The 22934-nt window shown below is 36.6% G+C and carries 24 protein-coding genes and 2 other annotated features; of the genes, 7 read left to right on the forward strand and 17 right to left on the reverse strand.

Annotated elements, in window-relative coordinates; all coding sequences use genetic code 11:
* Positions 1-11 precede the first annotated feature (11 nt).
* Both AC2CGN_RS14015 and hmpA read right to left on the reverse strand, forming a co-directional pair.
* A complete protein-coding gene (locus AC2CGN_RS14015; RefSeq protein ID WP_429983294.1) occupies positions 12-272 on the reverse strand; it encodes a metal-sensitive transcriptional regulator in 261 nt (86 codons plus the stop codon).
* Between the two features lie 240 nt (positions 273-512).
* Entirely contained in the window at positions 513-1679 is a 1167-nt protein-coding gene (hmpA, locus tag AC2CGN_RS14020) for an NO-inducible flavohemoprotein (RefSeq protein WP_484514488.1), read from the reverse strand.
* A 190-nt stretch (positions 1680-1869) separates the two neighbouring features.
* On the opposite strand from hmpA, the gene AC2CGN_RS14025 reads away from it, so the two are divergent.
* Positions 1870-2307, forward strand: a complete 438-nt coding sequence (locus tag AC2CGN_RS14025; protein WP_054771049.1) for an Rrf2 family transcriptional regulator — start codon at positions 1870-1872, stop codon at positions 2305-2307.
* Positions 2308-2348: 41 nt separating this feature from the next.
* Here AC2CGN_RS14025 and AC2CGN_RS14030 read toward each other — a convergent pair whose 3' ends face one another.
* From AC2CGN_RS14030 to AC2CGN_RS14050, 5 genes are all read right to left on the reverse strand, one after another.
* Positions 2349-3329: a GNAT family N-acetyltransferase gene (locus AC2CGN_RS14030; protein ID WP_286923466.1), complete on the reverse strand. Its 981-nt coding sequence runs from the start codon at positions 3327-3329 to the stop codon at positions 2349-2351.
* An 18-nt stretch (positions 3330-3347) separates the two neighbouring features.
* On the reverse strand, positions 3348-3806 hold the full coding sequence (locus AC2CGN_RS14035) for a nucleoside deaminase (protein WP_429983296.1): 459 nt from the start codon (positions 3804-3806) through the stop codon (positions 3348-3350).
* Between the two features lie 17 nt (positions 3807-3823).
* Positions 3824-4201, reverse strand: a complete 378-nt coding sequence (locus tag AC2CGN_RS14040) for a VOC family protein (RefSeq protein WP_369593984.1) — start codon at positions 4199-4201, stop codon at positions 3824-3826.
* Positions 4198-4635: a DUF1801 domain-containing protein gene (locus tag AC2CGN_RS14045; protein ID WP_286923463.1), complete on the reverse strand. Its 438-nt coding sequence runs from the start codon at positions 4633-4635 to the stop codon at positions 4198-4200. The genes AC2CGN_RS14040 and AC2CGN_RS14045 overlap by 4 nt, the downstream gene beginning before the upstream one ends.
* A gap of 363 nt (positions 4636-4998) precedes the next feature.
* Entirely contained in the window at positions 4999-5493 is a 495-nt protein-coding gene (locus AC2CGN_RS14050) for a DUF1648 domain-containing protein (protein ID WP_484514492.1), read from the reverse strand.
* Between the two features lie 313 nt (positions 5494-5806).
* Here AC2CGN_RS14050 and AC2CGN_RS14055 point away from each other — a divergent pair, with 313 nt between their 5' ends.
* A complete protein-coding gene (locus AC2CGN_RS14055) occupies positions 5807-7501 on the forward strand; it encodes a methyl-accepting chemotaxis protein (RefSeq protein WP_429983299.1) in 1695 nt (564 codons plus the stop codon).
* 73 nt (positions 7502-7574) lie between these two features.
* Here AC2CGN_RS14055 and AC2CGN_RS14060 read toward each other — a convergent pair whose 3' ends face one another.
* On the reverse strand, positions 7575-8162 hold the full coding sequence (locus tag AC2CGN_RS14060) for an HD domain-containing protein (RefSeq protein WP_429983300.1): 588 nt from the start codon (positions 8160-8162) through the stop codon (positions 7575-7577).
* Between the two features lie 205 nt (positions 8163-8367).
* Positions 8368-8604: a binding site (T-box leader), on the forward strand.
* A gap of 93 nt (positions 8605-8697) precedes the next feature.
* Between AC2CGN_RS14060 and AC2CGN_RS14065 the strand changes: the two genes are divergently transcribed.
* Positions 8698-10269 carry a 2-isopropylmalate synthase gene (locus tag AC2CGN_RS14065; protein WP_286923459.1) on the forward strand — a complete coding sequence of 524 codons (1572 nt, stop codon included), beginning with the start codon at positions 8698-8700 and terminating at the stop codon, positions 10267-10269.
* Between the two features lie 45 nt (positions 10270-10314).
* On the opposite strand, the gene metG is transcribed toward AC2CGN_RS14065, so the two are convergent.
* The 4 genes from metG to rsgA form a co-directional block, all read right to left on the reverse strand.
* Entirely contained in the window at positions 10315-11952 is a 1638-nt protein-coding gene (gene metG / locus AC2CGN_RS14070; RefSeq protein WP_429983301.1) for a methionine--tRNA ligase, read from the reverse strand.
* 58 nt (positions 11953-12010) lie between these two features.
* Positions 12011-12266: a binding site (T-box leader), on the reverse strand.
* 131 nt (positions 12267-12397) lie between these two features.
* Positions 12398-13045 (reverse strand): NIF family HAD-type phosphatase, encoded by a 648-nt coding sequence (locus tag AC2CGN_RS14075; protein ID WP_369593990.1) that lies wholly within the window; start codon positions 13043-13045, stop codon positions 12398-12400.
* A 193-nt stretch (positions 13046-13238) separates the two neighbouring features.
* The gene (gene fosM, locus AC2CGN_RS14080; protein WP_429983303.1) at positions 13239-13661 is read right to left on the reverse strand and encodes a FosM family fosfomycin resistance protein; all 423 of its coding nucleotides are present in this window, start codon (positions 13659-13661) and stop codon (positions 13239-13241) included.
* A 327-nt stretch (positions 13662-13988) separates the two neighbouring features.
* The gene (gene rsgA, locus AC2CGN_RS14085) at positions 13989-15062 is read right to left on the reverse strand and encodes a ribosome small subunit-dependent GTPase A (RefSeq protein WP_484514496.1); all 1074 of its coding nucleotides are present in this window, start codon (positions 15060-15062) and stop codon (positions 13989-13991) included.
* Between the two features lie 385 nt (positions 15063-15447).
* Here rsgA and AC2CGN_RS14090 point away from each other — a divergent pair, with 385 nt between their 5' ends.
* On the forward strand, positions 15448-16530 hold the full coding sequence (locus AC2CGN_RS14090) for a type III polyketide synthase (RefSeq protein WP_484514498.1): 1083 nt from the start codon (positions 15448-15450) through the stop codon (positions 16528-16530).
* A 1-nt stretch (position 16531) separates the two neighbouring features.
* The gene (locus AC2CGN_RS14095) at positions 16532-17074 is read left to right on the forward strand and encodes an isoprenylcysteine carboxyl methyltransferase family protein (protein ID WP_286923453.1); all 543 of its coding nucleotides are present in this window, start codon (positions 16532-16534) and stop codon (positions 17072-17074) included.
* 19 nt (positions 17075-17093) lie between these two features.
* Here AC2CGN_RS14095 and AC2CGN_RS14100 read toward each other — a convergent pair whose 3' ends face one another.
* Positions 17094-18287 (reverse strand): GTP-binding protein, encoded by a 1194-nt coding sequence (locus AC2CGN_RS14100; RefSeq protein ID WP_286923452.1) that lies wholly within the window; start codon positions 18285-18287, stop codon positions 17094-17096.
* Positions 18288-18448: 161 nt separating this feature from the next.
* Between AC2CGN_RS14100 and rpmG the strand changes: the two genes are divergently transcribed.
* Positions 18449-18562, forward strand: coding sequence for a 50S ribosomal protein L33 (gene rpmG, locus AC2CGN_RS14105; protein ID WP_484514501.1), 114 nt, complete (start codon positions 18449-18451; stop codon positions 18560-18562).
* Positions 18563-18670: 108 nt separating this feature from the next.
* Here rpmG and AC2CGN_RS14110 read toward each other — a convergent pair whose 3' ends face one another.
* The 4 genes from AC2CGN_RS14110 to AC2CGN_RS14125 all read right to left on the reverse strand — a co-directional run bounded on the left by AC2CGN_RS14110 (position 18671) and on the right by AC2CGN_RS14125 (position 21139).
* Positions 18671-19462, reverse strand: coding sequence for a hypothetical protein (locus tag AC2CGN_RS14110; protein WP_484514503.1), 792 nt, complete (start codon positions 19460-19462; stop codon positions 18671-18673).
* Between the two features lie 14 nt (positions 19463-19476).
* Complete coding sequence (locus tag AC2CGN_RS14115) at positions 19477-19761, reverse strand: hypothetical protein (RefSeq protein ID WP_429983308.1); 285 nt, start codon at positions 19759-19761, stop codon at positions 19477-19479.
* Positions 19754-20326 (reverse strand): hypothetical protein, encoded by a 573-nt coding sequence (locus AC2CGN_RS14120; RefSeq protein WP_429983309.1) that lies wholly within the window; start codon positions 20324-20326, stop codon positions 19754-19756. Before AC2CGN_RS14120 ends, AC2CGN_RS14115 begins: the two co-directional genes overlap by 8 nt.
* Before the next feature lie 174 nt (positions 20327-20500).
* On the reverse strand, positions 20501-21139 hold the full coding sequence (locus tag AC2CGN_RS14125) for a BMQ_0737 family morphogenetic spore coat protein (RefSeq protein WP_429988224.1): 639 nt from the start codon (positions 21137-21139) through the stop codon (positions 20501-20503).
* A 243-nt stretch (positions 21140-21382) separates the two neighbouring features.
* Here AC2CGN_RS14125 and AC2CGN_RS14130 point away from each other — a divergent pair, with 243 nt between their 5' ends.
* The gene (locus tag AC2CGN_RS14130; protein WP_484514506.1) at positions 21383-22924 is read left to right on the forward strand and encodes a hypothetical protein; all 1542 of its coding nucleotides are present in this window, start codon (positions 21383-21385) and stop codon (positions 22922-22924) included.
* The last annotated feature ends 10 nt before the right edge of the window (positions 22925-22934 follow it).

Here is a 22934-nt window from a genome sequence, read left to right on the forward strand (position 1 = left end):
GCGTAAAAAACTTACCTACTTTTCACCACTAAATCCATTGCCTCTTGGATAGCCATATCCAACTTTTCAGCATCTCCTTCAGCAGTCGTTACACAGTCTAATAAATTTTCACTTACGATTACACCAATTGTTCGATCAACCGCAGAGCGTACGGCAGTTAGCTGTGTAATCACATCTTTACAGTGCTGCTCTTCCTCCATCATGCGTAATATCCCGCGCAATTGACCCTCTATTCGTTTCACCCGATTTGCTGTTTTTGGACCATAAGCCACTCCGTTCATACCCCCTTTTATTTGATTGATGGAACCTGCTTACGAGATTCATAATATACCCCACAAGGTATATTGTCAACACAAAAGTTTTACGATACTTCCTCAAGGATCTTTCCGTCACTTCAGGATTTCAATCCATCCGTTTTAGAATTCTATCAGTCACTTATTGGTTCCTATCCATCAATTCCATAAAAAATCCCTGCTATGAGCCGTTACTCATAACAGGGATTTCCAAAAATTTTATTTTGCTAATTGCATGGCTGGACCAAAGAATTCATAGTGAATCTTTTCATCTTTCACGCCAATTTCATGTAAATGTTTAATAACAGCTTCCATAAAGCCAACAGGTCCACATACATACACATCTGTGTTATCCGTTACTTTTTTTGCTAATATTTCTTTTGTAATCTGCTTATTTTCATCTGAGTATAATGCTGTATAGGACGCATTAGGAAGTGCATTCACTTTCCCTTGAATGTCATCGCTAAATGCCACAACTTTTTCATTACGTGCACATTGGATAAAGTTTATTTCATTTGCAGCATCATTTTTCAGTGATTGCAGCATACTGTTTAATGGCGTTACACCAATACCACCGCTAACAAATGTAATTGGGGTAGTAGTTTCTTCTAAAACAAATAACCCAGCTGGAGCACTTACATCCACTAAATCTCCAACTTGTAAGTTATCGTGAATAAAGTTCGAAACTTTACCATTTGGCGTTTGGTCACTTTCACGTTTCACTGAAATGCGATAGCCATCCTCAGCACTCGCCTGTGAGAGCGTGTATTGACGATTCATTAAATACTCTTCACCTGGTACTTTCACACGAATGCTAATGTATTGACCTGGCTCATATGCAGGTAGTGGTGAACCATCTTCATTTTCAAAGTAAATAGAAGTAACAAGATCACTTTCTACTACTTTTTTCGCTACTTTCAATGGTTTAAATAAACGCCAGCCACCATTATTTTCAGCCTTTTGGTATAACTCTTCTTCTACTTGAATGAACACATCTGCGATTACACCATAAGCCTCAGCCCATGCATTAATAATATCATCTGTTGCTGCATCACCAAGTACTTCTTTAATAGCCTTTAATAAATTTTCTCCAACAATTGGATAATGCTCAGGTAAGATACCTAAACTACGATGCTTATGTGCAATTAACATCACTGCTGGCAAAATTGCCCCTAAATTTTCAATATGAACAGCAGCAGCATAGACTGTGTTTGCTAAAGCTGTTTGCTGACGACCTTTTTCTTGGTTTGTGTGATTAAAAATATTTAATAATTCCGGATGAGCTTGAAACATATTTTTGTAAAACGTCTTTGTGATCTCAACACCATGAACTTCTAATACAGGAACCGTTGCTTTAATAATTTGAACTGTTTCTTGTTTTAACATATCGCATACCATCCTTTCGTGATTACAATATAACGCTTTCATTTTCTAAAAGCAATATTTAAAATACATCTTTAACAAAATAGACATAATTAATGTATTTTAAATACATCTTTAAAAAAGTATTGAATTTAATATACTTCAAAGTAAAAATGCTATAATTATTGTGAATTATAGAAAGTAGGGTGTTCTTATGCGTCTAACTTTATATACAGATTACTCTCTTCGAACACTTATTTACCTGGGTGCGAAGGAAGACGGTGAATTATCAACCATTCAGGAAATTTCGGATGCTTATAATATATCAAAAAACCATTTAATGAAAGTTACCCATCAACTCGGATTACTTGGCTACATTGAAACTATTCGTGGACGAGGTGGAGGTATACGGCTAGCAATTGATCCTAAAACCATCACAATTGGTGCAATAGTGCGACAAACAGAAGAGGATTTTCATCTAGTGGAATGCTTTGATAAGGAAAATAATCTATGTAAAATTGCACCAGAATGTCAGCTAAAAGGTGTCTTAAATGAAGCATTACAAGCCTATTTAGCCGTTTTAGATCGCTATACTCTTGATGATTTTTTACATTCGAAGGAAAAGTTGATGGCACTGTTGCTTGGTAAATAAAATACCCGCTCAACATAAGTTGGACGGGTATTTCTTTATATCTATAATTTTTTGGAAAAGAAAATCATATCTAGTGCACGTATGCCATTTTCATAGATAGGCTCTGGATAAGAACTAAAAAAATCCTTTTCAATTGCTTCCATACGAAAGCCTGCCTTCTGATAAAAAGCAATATTATCAATACTAGAATTGGCAGTACCCACTAAAATTGTTTGATATCCTTGAGAGTGACAAATGCTTGTTATTTGTCGTAATGCCTCCTTGCCAAGACCCTTTCCCTGATAATTTGGTACAATCGCAATATTTTTCAACTCCACTGCCTTATCAGGTTGCGCAAGAAGTAATGCTACGCCAGCTAATTGTTCACCACATTTAATTTCATATAAGTCGCCGTCATTTAAGTATTTCCTTACAGCCTCTTCGCTTTCATCTGCTAATAATAATTGCGGTAAATAGCTCTCACGTGAGCCTTCCACTTTTACTAAAGCTGTTCGATAACGGACAAAATCTGTACGCTCAAAAACATTTAAAACACATGGTTGCTTTTCCTTTACCTCTAACCATTTGTGCTCCTCTGGAAAATCCTTTTCAACGCCTATTCGAATAAATGGCAATTTCTCCTGTGCTTTTTGAGAGCGAATATTGACCTGTCTCGCACCTGCGAAAACCCGTTCAAGTCCTAATTCAAAAAATGCAATATCTAAAATCGCTATTTTCGCTTCTATATTATAGCCCTTTCCCCAAAACTCATAGCCAAGCCACGAACCAATGTGACAGCTTTTTTTCGTGTGGTCGATAAACATTAATGCTGTCACACCAATGAACTGACCTTCTTCATTTAGGACAACTCGAGGAACAGTCTTTCCAGCCTCTTCATCCACACATTCCCGTTTAATAAAATTTATTGTGTCCTCTACTTTACCAGCAGGTAACCCTAGTGCATCTCGCACCTGTGGCATCGAAGACAATGCATGCATTGCTTCAGCATATTTAATATCATGTTTCACTAAAGTTACTGCCATTCTCTTTCTCCTTTTAGTTCATTTATCTTTACATTTATACCAGACTTGCATCGGATTTTTTTCATTATCCGTTACTGGCATATGAATCATTCTAAACGAACGTTCATTTTCTAATTTTAATAAATCTGCATATACCTCGCTAGATCGACTTAAACCAACCGAAATAGCCTCTTCTAAAGAATTCGCAAAATATGCCTTATCTACTCCCGCCATTGCCATTGCACCAAAACACATTGGGCAAGGTGCCCCACTAGCATACATAACGGTCCCTGTTAGATCAATAGATTGTAGCTTTTCCTGTGCACGTCGAACAGCTAATAGCTCTGCATGGCCAGTACTATCTGGGCGAAGATGTAACTCATTGACACCTTCCCCTATTATTTCTTCATTCTTTACTAATACTGCTCCAAACGGTTGTCCACCTTGTTCAATATTCTTTAGAGCGAGTTCTATAGCTCGTTGCATCCACTTATTCATTTATACTCTCCTTTACATTAATTATAAGTAAGCTGCCAAGATACTCCGAAACGGTCCTCAATCCATGCAAATTGCTTAGAAAAGCCATAGTTATCAAGAGGCATTAACGCCTTTCCGTCCTCTAGCATTTGAGCCACGAGATGGTTAATTTCTTCCACAGACTCACACTCCAGAAAGATTGAGATGGATGGTGTAAAAGTAAAATTATGCTGTATAACACTATCGTTGACCATAATTTTCAGATTTTTTAAATCGAGTATAGCCATCGCTACCTGCTGCGAGTTTTCCATATATGATAAGCTCTTTATTTCTAAATCAGGAAACCATTGTTGATATTGATGAATAGCTTCATTCGCCTGTCCTTGAAACATTAAAAAGGTAGTGGCACTTTTCATTTCGCTAACTCTCCCTCATATTTAGTTATCCATTGCATCGGTGTCATGTTTGATACAAGTTCTCCAATTAAATCATACGGAATATTTTTTGTATTTGTAAAACGAATACAGCTCTTCCCCATATTGAGCTTTGTTGGCACACGCCTTGCATACTCCTCCTGAAACCAAGACAATAACACCTTATCTGTATAAAGGCCCATATGATAGACAGCTAAATGTCGTTTTTGTGCGGCAAGGCTAATGAAAGGAAGTGGTGTATTCGGTGTAACATGATAACCCTTAGGATACGTTGATAATGGGACAACATAACTAATCATGTCATAATTCATATTACGTTCAAAGCCTTCAGGCAAATTTATTTCCACTACATCTACTAGCCTTGCAAAGCTTTCACGCCATTTTTCATCGACTTGCTCAATATAAGTGTGCGTCATTCTCAGCCTTCTTTCCAATAATTATTTTGTACACGACCGTTCCGCTCAACCAATGCTAATTTAAGAAATCTCATAAAGATATCCTTTAGAATCACACTTCTTTATTACCCTTTTTGGATAATTTAAAAATAAGTGAAATATATTTTGTAAATACGATACCATTTTATTACTAGAAATGACAAAAGAAATAGTACAAATTATATGGTGGATCCACAAAATTAAAAGACCAACTTATGATTTAAAAAGTTCACCAGTTCTCTTACAATTTTTATTGGTTTTGATAGTATAAATGATTTTATAAAATTTGCGTACAAAAAAACGCTCTGATAATTCCACGAGCGTTTGAGTCTATAAGATTTTTTACTATTTTATTTTAAAAGTTGCAACTATGCCCTTAATTATTGGTATGGCTGTTCCTATTAGCACAATCGGAAGGAGCCACCAGCCAATAGTTTCTATCTCCCCTATAGCAATTCGAACCATTTGAAATGATATAACGGCAAAGATAATTAAACAAAGATTTTTAATTTCATTTAAAGTCTTACGGCTATTTAAATAAAATACCTTAACATTATTTTCGTTTAAACGTGCTGGGTAATTATGCATATGTGGTGCCTTTTCAAGTAGGCTTAATAATATCCACAGAAACACTCCGATAAATGGAAGAATGAATAGTTCTATTTTTGTACCCCAACGATCCACCTCTCCTGCACCGTTAAAATGTCCCGGAACCTCTTCAGGTATTTCGCCCCACATGATAAAAATATAAAGGATGGATAGCATAAATATTCCACAGCCAATATAGTCCCATAGCTTTTCAAACTTTGTTTTTGGTAATTTCAAAATTGGTCTATACACCTTCTCACATCCCTAGTCATTTCTTTATTAATTCTACGTTACTACAGCTCATTTTGTTTCAAATTTATGAGAATTGTCGTATTTGTTTATGCTCTATCACTAACTATCCGCTTGTGCTCCAAGGAAGTTACGTATTATTTCTACATTTTTTATTATTTTCTCTGCAATTTACCTTCTTATTATATTTATTAATTAACATGATAATACTCTTAATACTTTGTAAAATTCATATAATCTGATATAAATGGTATATATACATATTTCATTTTTTTGTAACATTTATACTAAATTACTGAGAAAGGAAACTTCAACTATGCGATTTACTATCTACAAGAAATTAATACTCGGTTTTTTTATTGTTATTTTAGTTTTAGTTGGCACAATCGGGTTAAACATTAAACAGCTTAATTCCGTTAATCAAACATATCGTGTGTTACTTGAAGAACAAACTACTAGATCTATCAGTATTCAGGAGCTTCGAGCGATTGCGAAGCAAGAAATTGTAAGCCAAAGAGGATATTTATTACTTGGAGATAAAAAAAATCTTAAAAGTAACGAAGAATCACGGGAAGAATTCAAAAAAAAATCAGATGAATTAATGGCTTCCTTCCATACTAAAAAATCTATTGAATTATTAGAGGCAATCAATAAAAGTGAGCAAGATGTCCAACAATTCTCTGATCGCATGTTTTCCTTAAAGGCTGCTGGAGAAATCGAACAGTACGAAAAGCTTGATAGTACACAGGGACGACTAATTATTAAAAAATTCGATGAACGCGTAGAAAACCTTGCTAATTATCAAAAAGAGTATATAGATAAAAAAATTGCTGCGACAACTAAAGAAATTCAATCGATAAAATTTCAAATGATTATACTTGGGGTATTTGCTGTTGTCATTAGTCTGATAATTGCCATTATCATGGGTAGTCTCATTTCTCGACCTATTAAAGGAATGGCAAAAGCAGCTAAAAAAATTGCCGAGGGTGATTTAACAGCAGAGCAAATACGTATAAAGAATCGTGATGAAGTTGGTGATTTAGCGCTTGCCTTCAATCAGATGGCTCTTAATTTAAAGGACCTTATTACTAATGTTCGACATAATACTGTACAGGTAAGTGGCTCAGCAGCCGAATTAACAGCAAGCGCTGAGCAAACAATCCAAGCAACAGAGCAGATTACATCCTCTATACAGGAGGTTGCAAGTGGCTCTGAGGCGCAAGGTAAAAATGCTACAGAAAGCTCTGAAGCTATGAAAAATATGACAAGAGGCATTCAGCAATTGGCAACGACTACAGCTGCTGTATCTGAACTTGCCATGGAAACGAATACTGAGGCTAACAAAGGAAACGATTCATTACTCCGTGTCATTACACAAATGGATACAATTCATACAGCCGTTTTAGAGTCTGCAAGCGTTGTCAAAAATTTAGGGGACCACTCAGTAGAAATAGGTAATATTATCGGTCTTATTACAGATATTGCAGAGCAAACAAATTTACTAGCATTAAATGCTGCAATTGAGGCGGCTCGTGCAGGAGATAATGGTCGTGGCTTTGCTGTTGTTGCGGATGAAGTAAAAAAACTTGCGGAGCAATCTAAGCAATCCGCTGAACAAATTGCTAGCCTTATTTCCGAAATTCAGCATGATACAAATCGTGCGGTCTCTGTTATGGCTACTGGTACACAAGAGGTTCAAGTTGGCATGCAAGTTGTAAAGGTCGCTGAAGAAGGCTTTTCAAAAATTGTTGAATTGATTGAACAAGTTTCCAAGCAAATTCAAGAAGCAACGACCGTTTCAGAAGAAATGTCTTCAAGTGCTGAGCAAATTTATGCATCCTTCGATGAAATAGCAACAATAGCACAAATGTCTTCTGCTAACTTACAAAGTGTAGCCTCTGCATCTGAAGAACAGCTAGCCACAATCGAAGAGGTAGCTGCTTCTGCCGCTACACTTTCAAATATGGCTGAGGAATTACAAACTCAAGTGTCACGCTTTAAAATAGAATAAAATCCAAAAGAATCTGCTCGTTTTCTACATTGGTAAGGTGTAATATCTACTTCCCAAAGAAAACGAGCAGATTCTATAATTTATTATCCGTCTGAATTTTTTCTACCCCTTCTGCTTCAATGATACCTTTTAACTCGTCTAGCACATTATCAAAATCCGTATGTTTACCTAGCAAAAATACCATTTCATGTTCAATCGGTAACCACGTTTCAATAGCAGCCTCATTGTGCTGAATTTGCGCTTCAAGTTTATCTAAAGCATTTGCTACTTTTGCTTCATACGTTTTCCTATGCTCAAATTCGAACCATAAATCATAAAATTGCTGCCCCGTTTCATTTCCTAGTAAATTTCTAATTTTTTCAATTGCCTTCATTTCATTTTGTCTCTTTTGCTCTTTTACCTTTTTATTATTCATCGTATCAAAGGCTGGAATATCTGTTGCATACACCTCCACTAAATCATGAATAATAATCATTTTTAATAAACGCTCACTGTTAACTTTTTGCGGTAAGTATTCCTCAATAGCCATTGCCATTAATGCTACTCGCCATGTATGCTCAGCTACACTTTCCTGCCTCCCATCTGAAAGCCAGCTATGTCGTAGCTCTCGCTTCAATCCCTCTGCTACATGCAAAAATTTTAACGTGTTCTGTAAATCCAATTAATGTCTCCCCCTATTTGAGCTTTATCCTTATATTTCTATAGCATATATTAGAATGTTTATTCACACACGTAAATGGATGTTCATAATGAAAATAAACCATTTATAGGGATTATCCTACATTGATTTAGACAGAAAAAAAATAATTTTTAGAATATTATTGACAGATTCACAATATCCGAGTATGATTGCTTTCAACAACACATTGTAGGCCAAGATTGGAAATAGTAGAAGTGCCTGTGTACTTGTAGAGAGCCGATGGTTGGTGAAAATCGGTAGACACACATTTTGAACTCGTCCATGAGCTACTCCCTGAACTTAAGTAAGGGATGTCGGTTTCCTCCGTTATTGGGATAGACAGTGATTGCTGTCGATAAGAGGACTTTTTCTGTAAAGAAAAGGTCAATTAGAGTGGTACCGCGAGCATAAACTCGTCTCTATTTTTAAATAGAGACGGGTTTTTTTATTTTGTTTTAACGATTTTGGCCTAAGTGTAGCTTTATAAAAAAGACAATAACAAAAGGAGTGTTTAAAAATGGGAAGAAAAATTTGGGTGTTTGATACGACTTTACGTGATGGCGAGCAAGTGCCAGGAGCAAAATTGAATTTATATGAGAAAGTAGAAATTGCACAGCAGCTCAAAAAATTAGGCGTTGATATTATCGAAGCTGGGTTCCCTGCTTCATCACAGGGGGATTTTGATGCAGTAAAAGCTGTTGCACAAAAAGTAGGAAATACAAATGACATAATGATCACTGCTTTAGCTCGTGCTGTACAGGCAGATATTGATGCTGTTTATAATGCTGTCAAATATGCTGAAAACCCAATGATTCATATGGTGCTTGGAACTTCAGATATTCATGTTGAGAAAAAATTCAGCAAATCTAAGGATCAAATCCTACAAATTGGTGTAGATGCTGTCAAATATGCAAAAACCCTACTACCACAAGTTCAATATTCAACAGAAGACGCTTCTCGCTCAGATTTCGAGTATCTTTGGAAAACAATTGAAGCTGTCATGAAGGCTGGTGCAACAATGATTAATGTACCAGACACAGTTGGCTTTGCAGAGCCCGAAGAATTTGGTGCAATGATTTATAAATTAAATGAACGTATGAAAAACGTAGACGACAGCGTGTTACTAAGCGTACATTGTCATAATGATCTTGGGATGGCAACGGCTAATACACTTGCAGCCATTAAAAATGGTGCAGATAAAGTAGAATGTACAATTAATGGTATTGGTGAACGTGCTGGTAATGCTGCATTAGAAGAAGTTGTTATGGCACTAAAAACACGCGGCGCTGTTTACAATGCTGAAACGCGTATTAACACGAAAGAAATTATGAATACATCTCGCCTTGTTTCCAGCTTTATGGGCTTAGACGTACAAGTGAACAAAGCGATTACTGGGGACAATGCCTTTGCTCATTCATCTGGTATTCACCAAGACGGCTTGTTAAAATCTCGAGATGCTTACGAAATTGTCCATCCAGAAGATGTGGGTCTTGATGATATGGAATTAGTCCTTACAGCTCGTTCTGGGCGTCATGCGGTGAAAAATGCCCTTGAGAAGCTTGGTTTCTCAAATCTTTCCACGGATGAATTTGAAGGAATCTTCGAAGGCTTTTTAAAGCTTGCGGATGCGAAGAAAGAAGTCTATGATCACGATTTATATGTAATTGTAGAGAGCTACTATGAAAAACATGATGCAAACAATGCGAATGCCACTCATTATAGCGAGCAATTCTTTGATTTTGACGATTTACAAGTCGTCAGCAATGCCAATTTCCCTTCTGCAAGTGTGAAGATTCGTAAAGGTGGCGAAGTATTTAAAGCGAGCGCAGTAGGCTCAGGTCCAATTGATGCCCTGTATTCAGCTATTGCAGAAATTACAAATATCGATGTAAAGCTTGTAGAATATAATATCAACAGTGTATCTCGCGGGAAAGAGGCACTTGGAAAAGTAAAAATCACAATCGAACACGAGGGTGAGAAATATATTGCCAAAGCCGCAGATACAGATATATTAAAAGCAAGTGCTCTGGCATACATTAATGCTATTAACAGTGTTGTTGTAGCTAAATTAACGCCAGTGATGAACTAATGGCTAAAAGCAGTATGACAAAATTTCTGTCATACTGCTTTTGTATTATTTATTGCTATCCTTCACTAGCTTTTGAAATTCTTCTTCTATCAGCTCAACATCAAGACGTTCAAACAATGGTGCCACTTCGCTAATGGATGCTGGAAGCTCTACCTGCTCATGCCACATTAGCTCATGTTTGCCTACCATTTTTCTTACCTTTTCAGCCGAAAATGGTAAAAATGGATGTAGTAGCTGTCCAAGATTCGCAATCATATAGACACATGTTGCCATTGTTTGATTTCCTGCTTCTACATTCTCTTTCACCTGTAGCCATGGCTGTTGCTCATCAAAATAGCGATTGGCTGCACGAATATATTCGAAAATAGCCTCTAATGCTTGTTTGAAATGCCCTGCCTCAATAAGATTTCCCACTACATTAAACAATTGAATCGTGTGCTTACGAATGTTGCCATCTACCTCAGCTTGTGGTACCTGTCCTTCAAAGGATTTTTCAATAAACTTCAATGTACGATTAACAAAATTACCATATGCACCAAGTAACTCCCCATTATGGCTATAAATAAATTCTCGCCAGGAGAAATCTGTATCACGATTTTCTGGCGCATTCATTGTTAAAAAATATCGAATCGAATCCGCATCATATCGACTTAAGATATATGGCACCCATACGGCCCAATTTTGACTGGTTGATAATTTTCGCTTTTCTAGTGTCAAATATTCGTTCGATACAATATGTGTTGGTAATGCCTTTGCCCCTATCCCCATTAAAATGGCTGGCCATATAACGGTATGGAATGGGATATTATCCTTACCATGTACATAATACGAAACTGTCTCTTCATTCCATAAATCCTCAATAGCTATTTGATGCTGCCTTGCCCATTCGATGCTTGCAGTTAAATAACCTGCAACCGCTTCAATCCATACATATATTTTTTTACCTTCAAAGCCTGGAACTGGAACATCAATACCATTTGGTAAATCTCTCGTTACTGCACGGTCTGGTACTCCTTCTGCCAAGTAGCGCTCTGTTAATCCCAGTGCATTATCACGCCAGCGTTTTTCGACCTTTGCCTGTGCTAGATATGTGTCCAATCTTCCCTGAAATTGACTAAAGGCAAAATAAAAATGCTCCGTTTCTCTAATAATTGGCTCATTGCCGCAAATTTTACAGCGTTTATCGATTAAATCGAGTGGATCTAAAATTGTGGAACAATTATCGCACTGATCGCCACGTGCCTTTGCACCACAGTTTGGACAAACTCCCTCTACAAACCGGTCCGGCAAAAACTGTTGATCTGTTTCACAATAAGCTTGCTCAATTTTCTTTTTATATAAAAAATTATTCGCAAGTAGTTGTAAAAAAATAGCCTGTACAGAGTCATGATGATGCATTGCATCTGTACGGGTATATAAATCATAGGTAAATCCTAAATCATTAAAGCATCGAGTAAACTCCTCATGATAATGATTAGCGATAGCCTCAGTAGTTGTGTTCTCTTGTGCGGCGCGTATAGAGATTGGTGTACCATTACAATCACTCCCTGACACATATAAAACCCTTGCACCCTTTTGTCGGTAATATCTAGCCAAAATATCACCCGGTAATAATGCAGCAACATGCCCTAAATGCAAAGAACCATTTGCATATGGCCAAGCGCCTCCAATAACAATTGTCATTCTAATTGCTCCCCTCGCATCAATAAAAATGGATAAAAAAATCGCCCTAATCAAAACTGATTAGGACGAGTATACCCGTGTTACCACCTATATTTACAAATAGCTCACACTATTTGCCTCTATCAGTACGTCTATCTATGAGAGATACTGTTGCTGTTGTAACGAGTGCCTATCTCGTCGTAATCTACTTGCTTAATGCTTTCGGTACGAGGCTCAAAGGTCATTTTCAAAAGGGTTCATTTACCTCATTTCCACCAACAGAGGCTCTCTATAAAATGTTGATCCTATTTACTTTTCCTTCTCAACGCTTTTTCTATTAGGTTGGCACCATTTTACGCTTTCTTCGCCTGAAATGCAATCTTTGTCGATAAATGATTAAAAGCTTTCGGTAAATCGTATATTTTTCTCGATAAAATGAAAATATTGGGCGATAAAAAATGAATGCTTAAGCCAATTGAACTTGTAATAAATCTTTTAGATCATCAATGACAATATCCGCCCTTTGTAGCTCTGTTTCCTGTGCGAAATCAAAACGTACCCCAATTGAGAGAAGCTGATTATCATGGGCAGCCTGAATATCAGAAGAACGATCACCGATAACGGCTCCTTGCTGAATGCCATTTTCTACAATCACTTTTCTTACTAAATCTGATTTATGACCACTTGCAATAGACTGAATGCTGTATGTACCTTTGATAAAACGCTCCAATTGATAGGTATCCACTATTGCTTGTAAGTATTCCTTCTGTCCATTGCTGGCAATGTATAGCTTATAGTGCTCTGCCAAAGCAGCAAGTGTTTGCTCTGCATTTGGATAAAGTGCACCCTTACCATTCCTTATTTGCTCAATCAACTTGACATGGAATAATGAATTGCTCTCTTCACGTATTGCTAAAGAGTGCATTGGACATAGTGTTTCCCAAACAACAGGTAGTGGCACTCCCATAATTTCTCGATATTTTTCGATTGGTGTATCCTCCTGCCAAAGTCCCTTATCTCGTAGCACATCAAACGTCGCAGCAAGTGCAGGCTCTAAAATTAGATTGGTTTGAAACAAGGTTCCGTCCATATCAAAAATAATAGCTTTTGTCATCAAGCCACCCCCTATTCTATTATGAACGTTTTCTCCTCTTATATTGTTTCGCTTATAGCGAGGATCATTTTCACGCATGAAAGCAAGCAACTGCTCAAATGCTTCATCATTCCTCCTTCTGGCTATACTTTAAAGTCGTTTGAGGAAAACATTGCAAAAAAATAGATGCCCTCTTCTCCAGAGGGCCACCCATTTAATCAAAAAATTCCATATGCAGCTTTTCCATCTTATAGTAGTTCAATCGATCCTGTAATGTTCCTGTATGAAATTCAAATTTATGACCGTCTGGATCTGTGAAATAAATCGACTTTTTGTCTCTGATATCTCGTTCTCTTCCCTGTAAAATATTCACCTGATTGCTGACAAGCTTTTCATACATTTTTTCAAAATCAGCCTCATCAATAGTGAAGGCCAAATGCGTATAGGATTGATGTATTTCCCGACGTGGTATATCTTTTTCTACATTCAGAGCAAGCCATAGCCCATTTAAATCAAAATAAGCAGTGCTTTTTCCTTTAACTAATAACTTAGCATCGAAAATAGTTTCATAGAACGCGATTGATTGTTCTAAATTCGACACAGAAAATAATAAGTGATTAATACCCTGTATCGTCATATCTAAACCTCCCTCCATGGTTGATAAAAAAGTTTTGCACAATAGCAAATATGTACGATTCTCTCCTCATCAGTTGTATGCAGTTTCCTTTGCGTGTACAGTGCCTATCACCTTACATACTTCAGCATCTATAACCGGTAAAGCATACTTTGCGCTCTTTAATCAAAAAGCGTTTTACCAGCAGTGACTTTTTTTGCACATCCAAATAATACTGTACCAATAATAGTAATGATGACTGTCCCTCGAATCCATTTCTTCTTACCCAACCTTTTTCCTCCTAAAAAGCAGAACACAGATACATCAAAAACTATCTGTGTTCCTTAAAACTCATTTCTTTTTTCCCTTTTTTAATCCCTTCGCAATTTGCTTCCATTTTCGTTGCTCATTAAGCCTTGCCTGTGTATTTGTCTTGCGCTCTATAAAGGCCAGCTCCTTTTGCAATTTAAAGTAGCTTTGAAGTCGAGATTCCTCAAGCTCCCCATCTGCTATTGCTTGCTGTACAGCACAATGTGGTTCCTTTTGATGTGTACAATCTCGATAATGACAAACCCCTGAAAGCTGTTCTATATCCTTAAAACTAGAAGCAAGACTATCTCCTTGATCCCATAATTGTAGTTCACGCATTCCTGGTGTATCAATTAAACACCCACCTCCAGGTAGTACCACTAACTCACGATGTGTTGTCGTGTGGCGCCCTTTAGCATCATCCTCACGAATGTCAGATACTTTCATAAGCTCTTCGCCACTCAGCATATTTGTCAGTGTAGATTTTCCTGCACCTGAAGAACCAAGCAATGCTGCTGTCACACCATCTGTAAATAATGCACGAATATCCATTAACCCTACACCTGAATAGGCACTTGTTACAAAAATATCTACACCAAACGCTACAGATTCAACATCTCTTACCTTATCTGAAACATCAGCACATAAATCAGCCTTTGTTAGTACTATAATCGGTTTTGCCCCTGAATCCCAAGCTGCTATTAAATAGCGCTCTAAACGTCGAATATTAAAATCTGCATTTAAGCTCATAACAAGCAGTACAATATCTACATTGGATGCTACAATCTGTTCCTGTATTTCCTGCCCAGCCACCTTACGTGAAAAAACTGATTTTCGTTTAAATAGTTGATGAATAATAGCCTTTTCTTCACCAGGCATTTTTTCTACTAGTACCCAGTCGCCCACTGCTGGAAAATCCTCGCGTGCTAATGAGGTATAAGCAAAATGCCCTGCAACTGTTGCTAGCCACTCACCTTCTTCTGCTAATACACGATATGAATGCTTATGCTCTAATGTAACCCTTGCTGGTACACAATTCACTAGCTTAGTCTGCTTCTTATATTCAATCATTTGCTCTTCAAAATATGTGTTAAAACCTAATGCTGTTAAATTCAATTTAGTTTCCTCCTAAAAGTGCATATCAATTTCACCTTGGCATATCCGGATTTTAAAAATCCATGACATCCGCCGAATAAAGATAAAAAACCTTGTATCTGCGCAATTCGGCAGTTACAAGGTTTCACAGGCACGTTTAAGAGAATACACAAATCGAACTATTGAACTTAAGTCAAATTGTATATTTTAGGCGTGTGAAATTGAACAAACCGAATTGCAGTTCGCTAAAAATAGATTTATTCATCATGTCACATCACCTACTTCCAATTATTTGTTTTTAATATAGCGAAATCTTCCGAAAATGTCAAATGCAATCTAATAAGCATGTATCCCCTTGCTCCTTGCATACAATGAACAAACCACTATTAACAAAGGAGATGTTGAATTGCCAAAAATCATTTCTATCAGTACATACCAACCACCGTACACATTACAGCAAACAAACGCAGAGGAATTAACGAAGGAACTTTTTCACACAAAAATCCCAAAATTAGAAAGATATTTAAAAGTATTTGGGAATGGTGGTATTGCAACTCGTCATTTTTGTATACCGCCAGAATGGCATCGTATCGATCATTCCTTTAAAGAACGCAACGATTTATATATTAAGCTAGCAACACAATACAGTGTGGCTGTTATTCAAGCATGCTTACAAAATGAGAAATTTTTAAAAATGCCCATTTCGCCAAAGGACATTGATGCCATCATTTTCGTAAGTAGTACAGGCATTTCAACACCAAGTATTGATGCACGAGTGATGAATCAACTTCCGTTTTCAGACAAAGTTAAACGTATACCACTTTGGGGACTGGGCTGTGCTGGTGGTGCTGCTGGTATTAGTAGAGCTTATGATTTTTGTCTTGCCCATCCAGAAGCAAAAGTTCTTGTTGTTTGTGTGGAGCTTTGCAGTTTAACCTTCCAGCCAAATGACTTTTCAAAAAGTAATTTAGTCGGTGCCTCTCTTTTTGCAGATGGTGTAGCTTGTATCCTTGTCAGTGGAGAGGAAGCGGAAATTGAGACAAGAATGCCAACACCGGCTATCATAGCAACCGGCTCCAAATGGATGCCAGATTCAGAGAATGTAATGGGCTGGGATATTAAAAACAATGGCCTACATGTTGTTTTTCAAAAAAGTATCCCCGCTATTATCACTAATTGGCTTGGTCCATTCATTGAGCAATTTTTAATGGAACAGGAGCTTTATAGTGAACAGCTTCATCACTTCATCGCACATCCTGGTGGTAAAAAAGTTTTAAAGGCTTATGAAGATACTCTTTATTTAGCACCCCAAAAAAACGACATTTCTCGGGAAATATTAAAAAATCATGGAAATATGTCATCTCCTACGGTGCTATATGTATTAGAGCAATTTATGTTAAACGAAGGACAAGTGGAGGATACTGGTTTGCTCGTCGCTCTCGGCCCTGGCTTCTGTGCTGAAGCTGTATTACTTAAATGGAGGGAGTAGCATGATCTTCTATATTATACTGGTTATCGTGATTCTACAAAGATTGACAGAGATTTTTATTGCCAAGCGCAATGAAAAATGGATGCTGTCACAAGGTGCATACGAAGTCGGTGCATCTCATTATCCCTATATGGTTACAATGCACATCAGTTTTTTCTTATTTTTAATAGTAGAAGTCGTTACTAATAATAGTGATATATCGCCCTTATTCCCATTATTTTTCTTATTATTTATTGCTGTGCAGGCATTACGCATTTGGTGTATTCGTTCACTAGGTACTTTTTGGAACACAAAAATTCTCATTCTCCCTGATGCTCAAGTTGTACGTAAAGGGCCCTATACCTTTATGCGTCACCCAAATTACGCAGTCGTTTGCTTAGAGATTCTGCTACTACCTATTATGTTTCAGGCCTATTTTACAGCATTTTGTTTTACACTGTTAAATGTAACTATGCTATCAGTACGCATTCCCATTGAAGAAAAAGCATTAAGGGATGCAACAAATTATAATCGCGTATTTGATAAGAAGATTTCGGAGCCCTAACCGAAATCTTCTTTTTTGTTTATTGCCATTCCCAATTAAAGGGATCCTGTAAATTTTTCCACGGTTTATTATACTCGTCCACCGTTAATAAACAAGCATCTAACTCTGCAATAATCCCCTCTTGATCTAAATCGATCCCAATAATCACAAGCTGTGTCATACGATCACCAAACTCACCATCCCAATCCTCCAGAACCTCAGGACTTTGAGAGAATACATCCTGTTGCTGCTCCTTTGATAAAGCAGCTACCCAGTAGGAAACCGGCTCTATCTTTGCTGATGACCCTGCCTGTGACAGTAATAATGCTACATCCTGATGTCTAGCACTCCAAATAATTCCCTTTGCTCGTACAATCGATTCTGGCATATGATCACACCACTCGACAAAACGCACTGGATGAAAAGGCCTTCTACGATTATAGGTGAAAGAAGAAATGCCGTATTCCTCTGTCTCGGGTGTATGATTTTCATGACCAAGCTCCAATTCCTTAAGCCACCCAGCAGATGCTGACACCCTCTCAAAATCAAAGCGTCCTGTATTGAGAATTTCTGCTGGCTCTATCACACCATTCACTGTCCGAATTAGCTTAGCTTCAGGCTGTAAAGCACGTAAAATGCACTCTAATCTTTCAAGCTCCATCTCTGATACCAAATCACATTTATTTAGAATAAGAACATCACAAAACTCAATTTGATCAATGAGCAAATCCGCCACATCTCGTTCATCTAATTCACCCACTGCCTCCTTTCGCTCCAAAAGGCTTTCTCCTGACTGAAAATCATGCCAGAAACGATTCGCATCCACAACAGTCACCATCGTGTCAAGCTGACAAAACTTCGTTAAATCAATACCAAGCTCCTCGTCCAAATAGCTGAAAGTTTGAGCGACAGGTATTGGTTCACTAATTCCTGTAGATTCAATTAAAATATAATCAATATTGCCGAGCTTTGCGAGACGCTCAACCTCCTGCAATAAATCTTCACGCAATGTACAGCATATACACCCATTGGATAGCTCTACAAATTTTTCCTCTGTACGTGAAATACCGCTTCCTTTTGCGATTAATTCTGCATCAATATTGATTTCACTCATATCATTCACGATAACGGCTACTCGCATATTTTTTTCATTTTGCAATACATGATTCATCATTGTCGTCTTTCCAGAACCTAAATATCCACTTAAAACAGTGACAGGGATTTTTTTTGTCATTTATACAACTCCTTAAATCGTAATGATTACTATTTACAATTTGTAATTAAACCATAGAAAAACAAAAATTGCAATGCTAAAAAATTCATTATTGACATATCTTCTAAAAAATAATAATGTATAAAGCGTAATTATTACGATTTAAAAAGGAGGTTAATTTTATGCGTGTACAAATAACATTAGCGTGTACCGAAACCGGTGATAAAAACTATATCACTACAAAAAACAAACGAAATAATCCTGAAAGGTTGGAGCTTAGAAAATATTCACCTTGATTAAAAAGAGTGACATTGCATCGAGAAACAAAATAATATTCTCTAATAAATATAAAAGACTGTTTCAAAAGTTGTTATTTCCTTACTTTTGAAACAGTCAAACACCTATTAATGAATTAAATCCCCTCTCGTAATTTCTTTTGCTTTTATTTCTGTAGCAAGCTCATTCAATTTCTGCTCTAGGTCATCAAGAATGCGTAATTTATGCTCCACCTGTTCTTCAAAATCAATAGATTGAGCCAATATCTTATTTACTTGAGTATCTAAATTTATAAGAGCATCATTCTTCACCTTCGTTCTTTCCTCTAGCAGATTAGTAGTCGAATTATGTTTATTTATATCCTCTAGTTTTTTTGATAATTTTTCCTCTATCTCTTTCATCAAATACTGGTTAAGATTTTCAGCATTAGCTTGCTCTAAACGTGAATTTTCAATTGCTTCCATGAGGTTTTCTATTTGTAGACTGATGCCTATTGCAAAATCACTCAGCTTACTTTCTAGCCCATTCACGGAATTAACTGACAGTAATTCATCTTGTGTGACTTTTACTGTTTCCTTTAATAACTTATTTTCTGCACGTAGCTTCTTTTTTTCCTTTAATAAAGCTTCAATCGAGGATATTTGTTTTTTCTTATGCTTTTCTATTGTTTGGACATGATCATAGTAATTCTGTGTTGCTTTTTCAAAGTCTCTCTTCAGCTTTAATAGCTCCATCGAAAGCTCCTTTTTTTGATTTGTTAATTGGATATTTTCTCGTTCAAATCTTAGTACTAATGAATAATAATCACTATCTCTTAGTCTTTTAACCTCATTTTTATATTTCGCTAATTCAGACCTTAAAAAAACAATCATTTGCTGAAGCTGGATGGGATCATTGTTTTTCACAATATCATTTTCCATAGTAAGCTCTCCTTTCATGAAAATTTCCCAAGCATACTCATAACCTCCTCAAATTGCTTCTTACTTTCTTCTATAACCTCATCAAGCCGTTTTACCAATTGTTGGTCAAATTCATCATTATTAATTTCTTGTTTTTTTGGTTTTTCTCCAGATATTAAATAGGCAATAAGTAGATTTAACGTTCCTTTTTCAAGAAAAGCAAAGCTATTATTTTTGTCACTATTATAGTTAGATAGATTTGCAAGTTGCTCCTTTATAAATTGTTGAGAAATATGCTCTATGTTTTCAAATTCACTCATTATTCTCCTCCTGTGTTTGGCTTATTCCATTAAGATTAATAGGATTCAAAACAACCACACCATCTTGTAACTGATCGCAATAGGTAAAACCCATAATACTTCCTGAATAAGATAAATTATGTGACCATTTAATTTGAAAATTAGTAAAAGATAATGTTTCATTGGGTTCTAATGTTGTTTTCCCTATAGGTCTAAGCCAAAATTCTTCTTTGCTCGCGTCATCATTGATTCGTTCCCAGCTGCTATTTCCTTTTAAATTGGGAGCAAAATGTTCATAAACATACCTACCAGAAAAGGAGAATGGCGAGTCTTCAGGTAGCTTTATACACAAATAAGGATTGGTAATAGGCTGATTTCCTATATTACGAATATGATAGGAGCCCAAACATAGACTTTCCTGTTCAGTATCATAAGAAATATTGAATGAAGAAGTAAAATAACTTATGACATTGACAGGTTCAATAATTGTAAGCTTCTCAACCATTTTCCTAATTTCATGAACATAATGAGTCGTCTGTTCTTTGAGCTCATTTATTTTTTCCTCCACCTGATTGGTACCAGTCATAATTTTTATCCTCCTGTGTTAAATATGTAATAAGCAATGTTACACCTCGGCGTAATGATATTCCGTTTTTTCGAGCTAGCGTTTTATATTGGTTTAGCAGATAGCAAACCAACATAAAAAAAGAGAGGTTTACCCTCTCTTCAAGATATGTGTTTTTCTTTTTTATTAGTACTATTACCCACCTGTTGGGAAAACAACAGGGCATTGCTGTGGACGAACTACACCCGGACATGTAAACGGTAATTCTGCTCTTGGCTCGCAGAAAGTCGCTAAGAATTCCACAGTAACTGGGAATGTAGATTGAATACTTTGGCAAACAGATACTGTAATAGTTAATGCAGAAAACGTAATTGTACCTGTACCAGCTGTTAATGTTCCAGTTGTACACACGAAACAATCTAAATCTGTAAATAAAATTTCTACATCTGTACCTTTTGGCGCACATAATGTAACTTGTTCACAGCGAGAAAGTGGAATATTATTGCTTGTGAACATAGTGCCGTTCGGTAAACAAACAACTAACGTAAGAACAAAATTCTTTTGAATATTTAAATGTTGAAGACATACTGTTGAACCATCAATGGAGAATTGGCGATTCTCACGGTTCAAAATAACAATAGGGTTAGTTGCTGATGGAACTACCTTACATGTAACTACCGCACCTGTTAAATCAGTCGTTGGCGTTACTCCTGGAAAAGTAATTGGTCCAGTAGGGGAAAAATCAAATGACATTTCCTTTACAATCCAGTCAAATACCTTATCGACGTTTATACAAATTAGTTCCTGCGCCTGGGATGGCATATTCTCTAGCATCCTTTTGACACCTCCATAAAATTTTTATCTTTCGTTTGTAGCATATGTTTTTCAGCTATAAGTGTATGGGCTAAATAAATAGTTCGACCTCATATTTAGCAAAAACTTGCGTATCCATACAAATTTTTTGTTTAATGCCCCACACTTCAGGGAGATATTAATTTGTTTTTTAGGACCGGTATATTTGTAACAGAAAGTAAATATTTTTAATAAAATATTAATGGACTGAAAGGGGTGAAATACATGGAAGATTCAAAATTGTACGCCACTCAAGACATTGAAAAATTGAAGGAAAAGATTGAAAACTATAGGGAAACGTTAACTTCATTAAAAATGGGGACTTCAATAGAGGATTACCTCTTTATGAAAAAGGAATTTGATGGATTAAAAACACAGATTGCACATTTTGAAGGACAAAAAGAGACATTAGATGATAGGAAAAATTCGCAAACTAAAGGCTATGAGGAGCAAATAAAGCTACTCTCCACACAAATTGAGCTTTTAAATCAAACAATAGAAGAAATGAATCAAGAAATATTAGTCGTTTTAAAAAAGCTACTTACCATGGAAGTTAATAAAGCTCCAGCACCTACCACTACACCCAGTAGTGAAAGCCACTCTCCTTTGATAGCTAATGCTGCACAAAGACAACCTAGAATGACAATGGCTCAGGATCAATCGACAATTCCTTCTCAACAACCTTCTTATAGGTTATTGCAAAATTTAGCAGGGAAAGCAACCAATAAGCAATTCGATTTGAACCCTAACATCCTATCTTCTGAAACTAAACATCAAAAGAGTATACCCGAAGACCGCCATTTTAATCAACACTATTTTCAATCAGTAAACACGCATCCGAGCCAAGGTCTTTATCGGAATACTAACACAGAATCGACCTTCCATTTTAAAAATGCTGCTGATGCAAAACAAATTCCGGTAAGCATTTATGATCCAACTACCATAAATTCTTCTATTATAGGGGAAACAAAACCTGAAATAATAAACGACTCTACTGCCTTGAAAACACCTGGATTAGCGACTGAATTTGGTGTTCTTGAAGAACCGGAAGAAGAAATTCTTGATACTCCTAACGCTATAATTGAGGAACCTGTTATTCTTGATGTACTTCAAACAGGGAATGAGCCTATTATTCTCGATTTACCTAAAGCCGAGAATAAAGAGCCTGTTGTTCTTGATTCCTCTGAAGCTGTGAATAAAAAGCCTGCCATTCCTGATTCCTCTGAAACAGTGAATAAGAAACCTGTCGTTCTTGATTCTTCTGAAGCTATGAATAAGGAGCCTGTTATTCTCGATTCCTCGGATGCTGTGAATAAGGAGCCTGTCGTTCTCGATTCCTTTGAAGCTGTGAATAAGGAGCCTGTTGCTTTCGACTCCTCCGAAGCTGTGAATAAGGAGCCTGTTGTTCTCGATTCCTCTGATGCTGTGAATAAAGAGCCTGTTGTTTTCGATTCCTTTGAAGCTATGAATAAGGAGCCTGTTGTTTTCGATTCCTCTGAAGCTGTGAATAAGGAGCCTGTTGTTTTCGATTCCTCTGATGCTGTAAATGAGCCTGTCATTCTAACTACTTCTGAAGCGTTAAATGAGCAAAAGCCACCTACTTTAAAAAGTGACGAATCTGAAGCTACATCAGAAGAAACAATTGAAACCTATAGCAATAACCAAGAGGTAAACAAGCAACCTGAACAGGAAGAAAAAACTATGGACGAAGAGCATAAAAAAGAAAAGGGCTCATTATTTTTCAATTTCTTCCGAAAATGGAGTTAATTTAAATGAT

This window comes from Lysinibacillus sp. DFXJR4, from assembly GCF_057196045.1.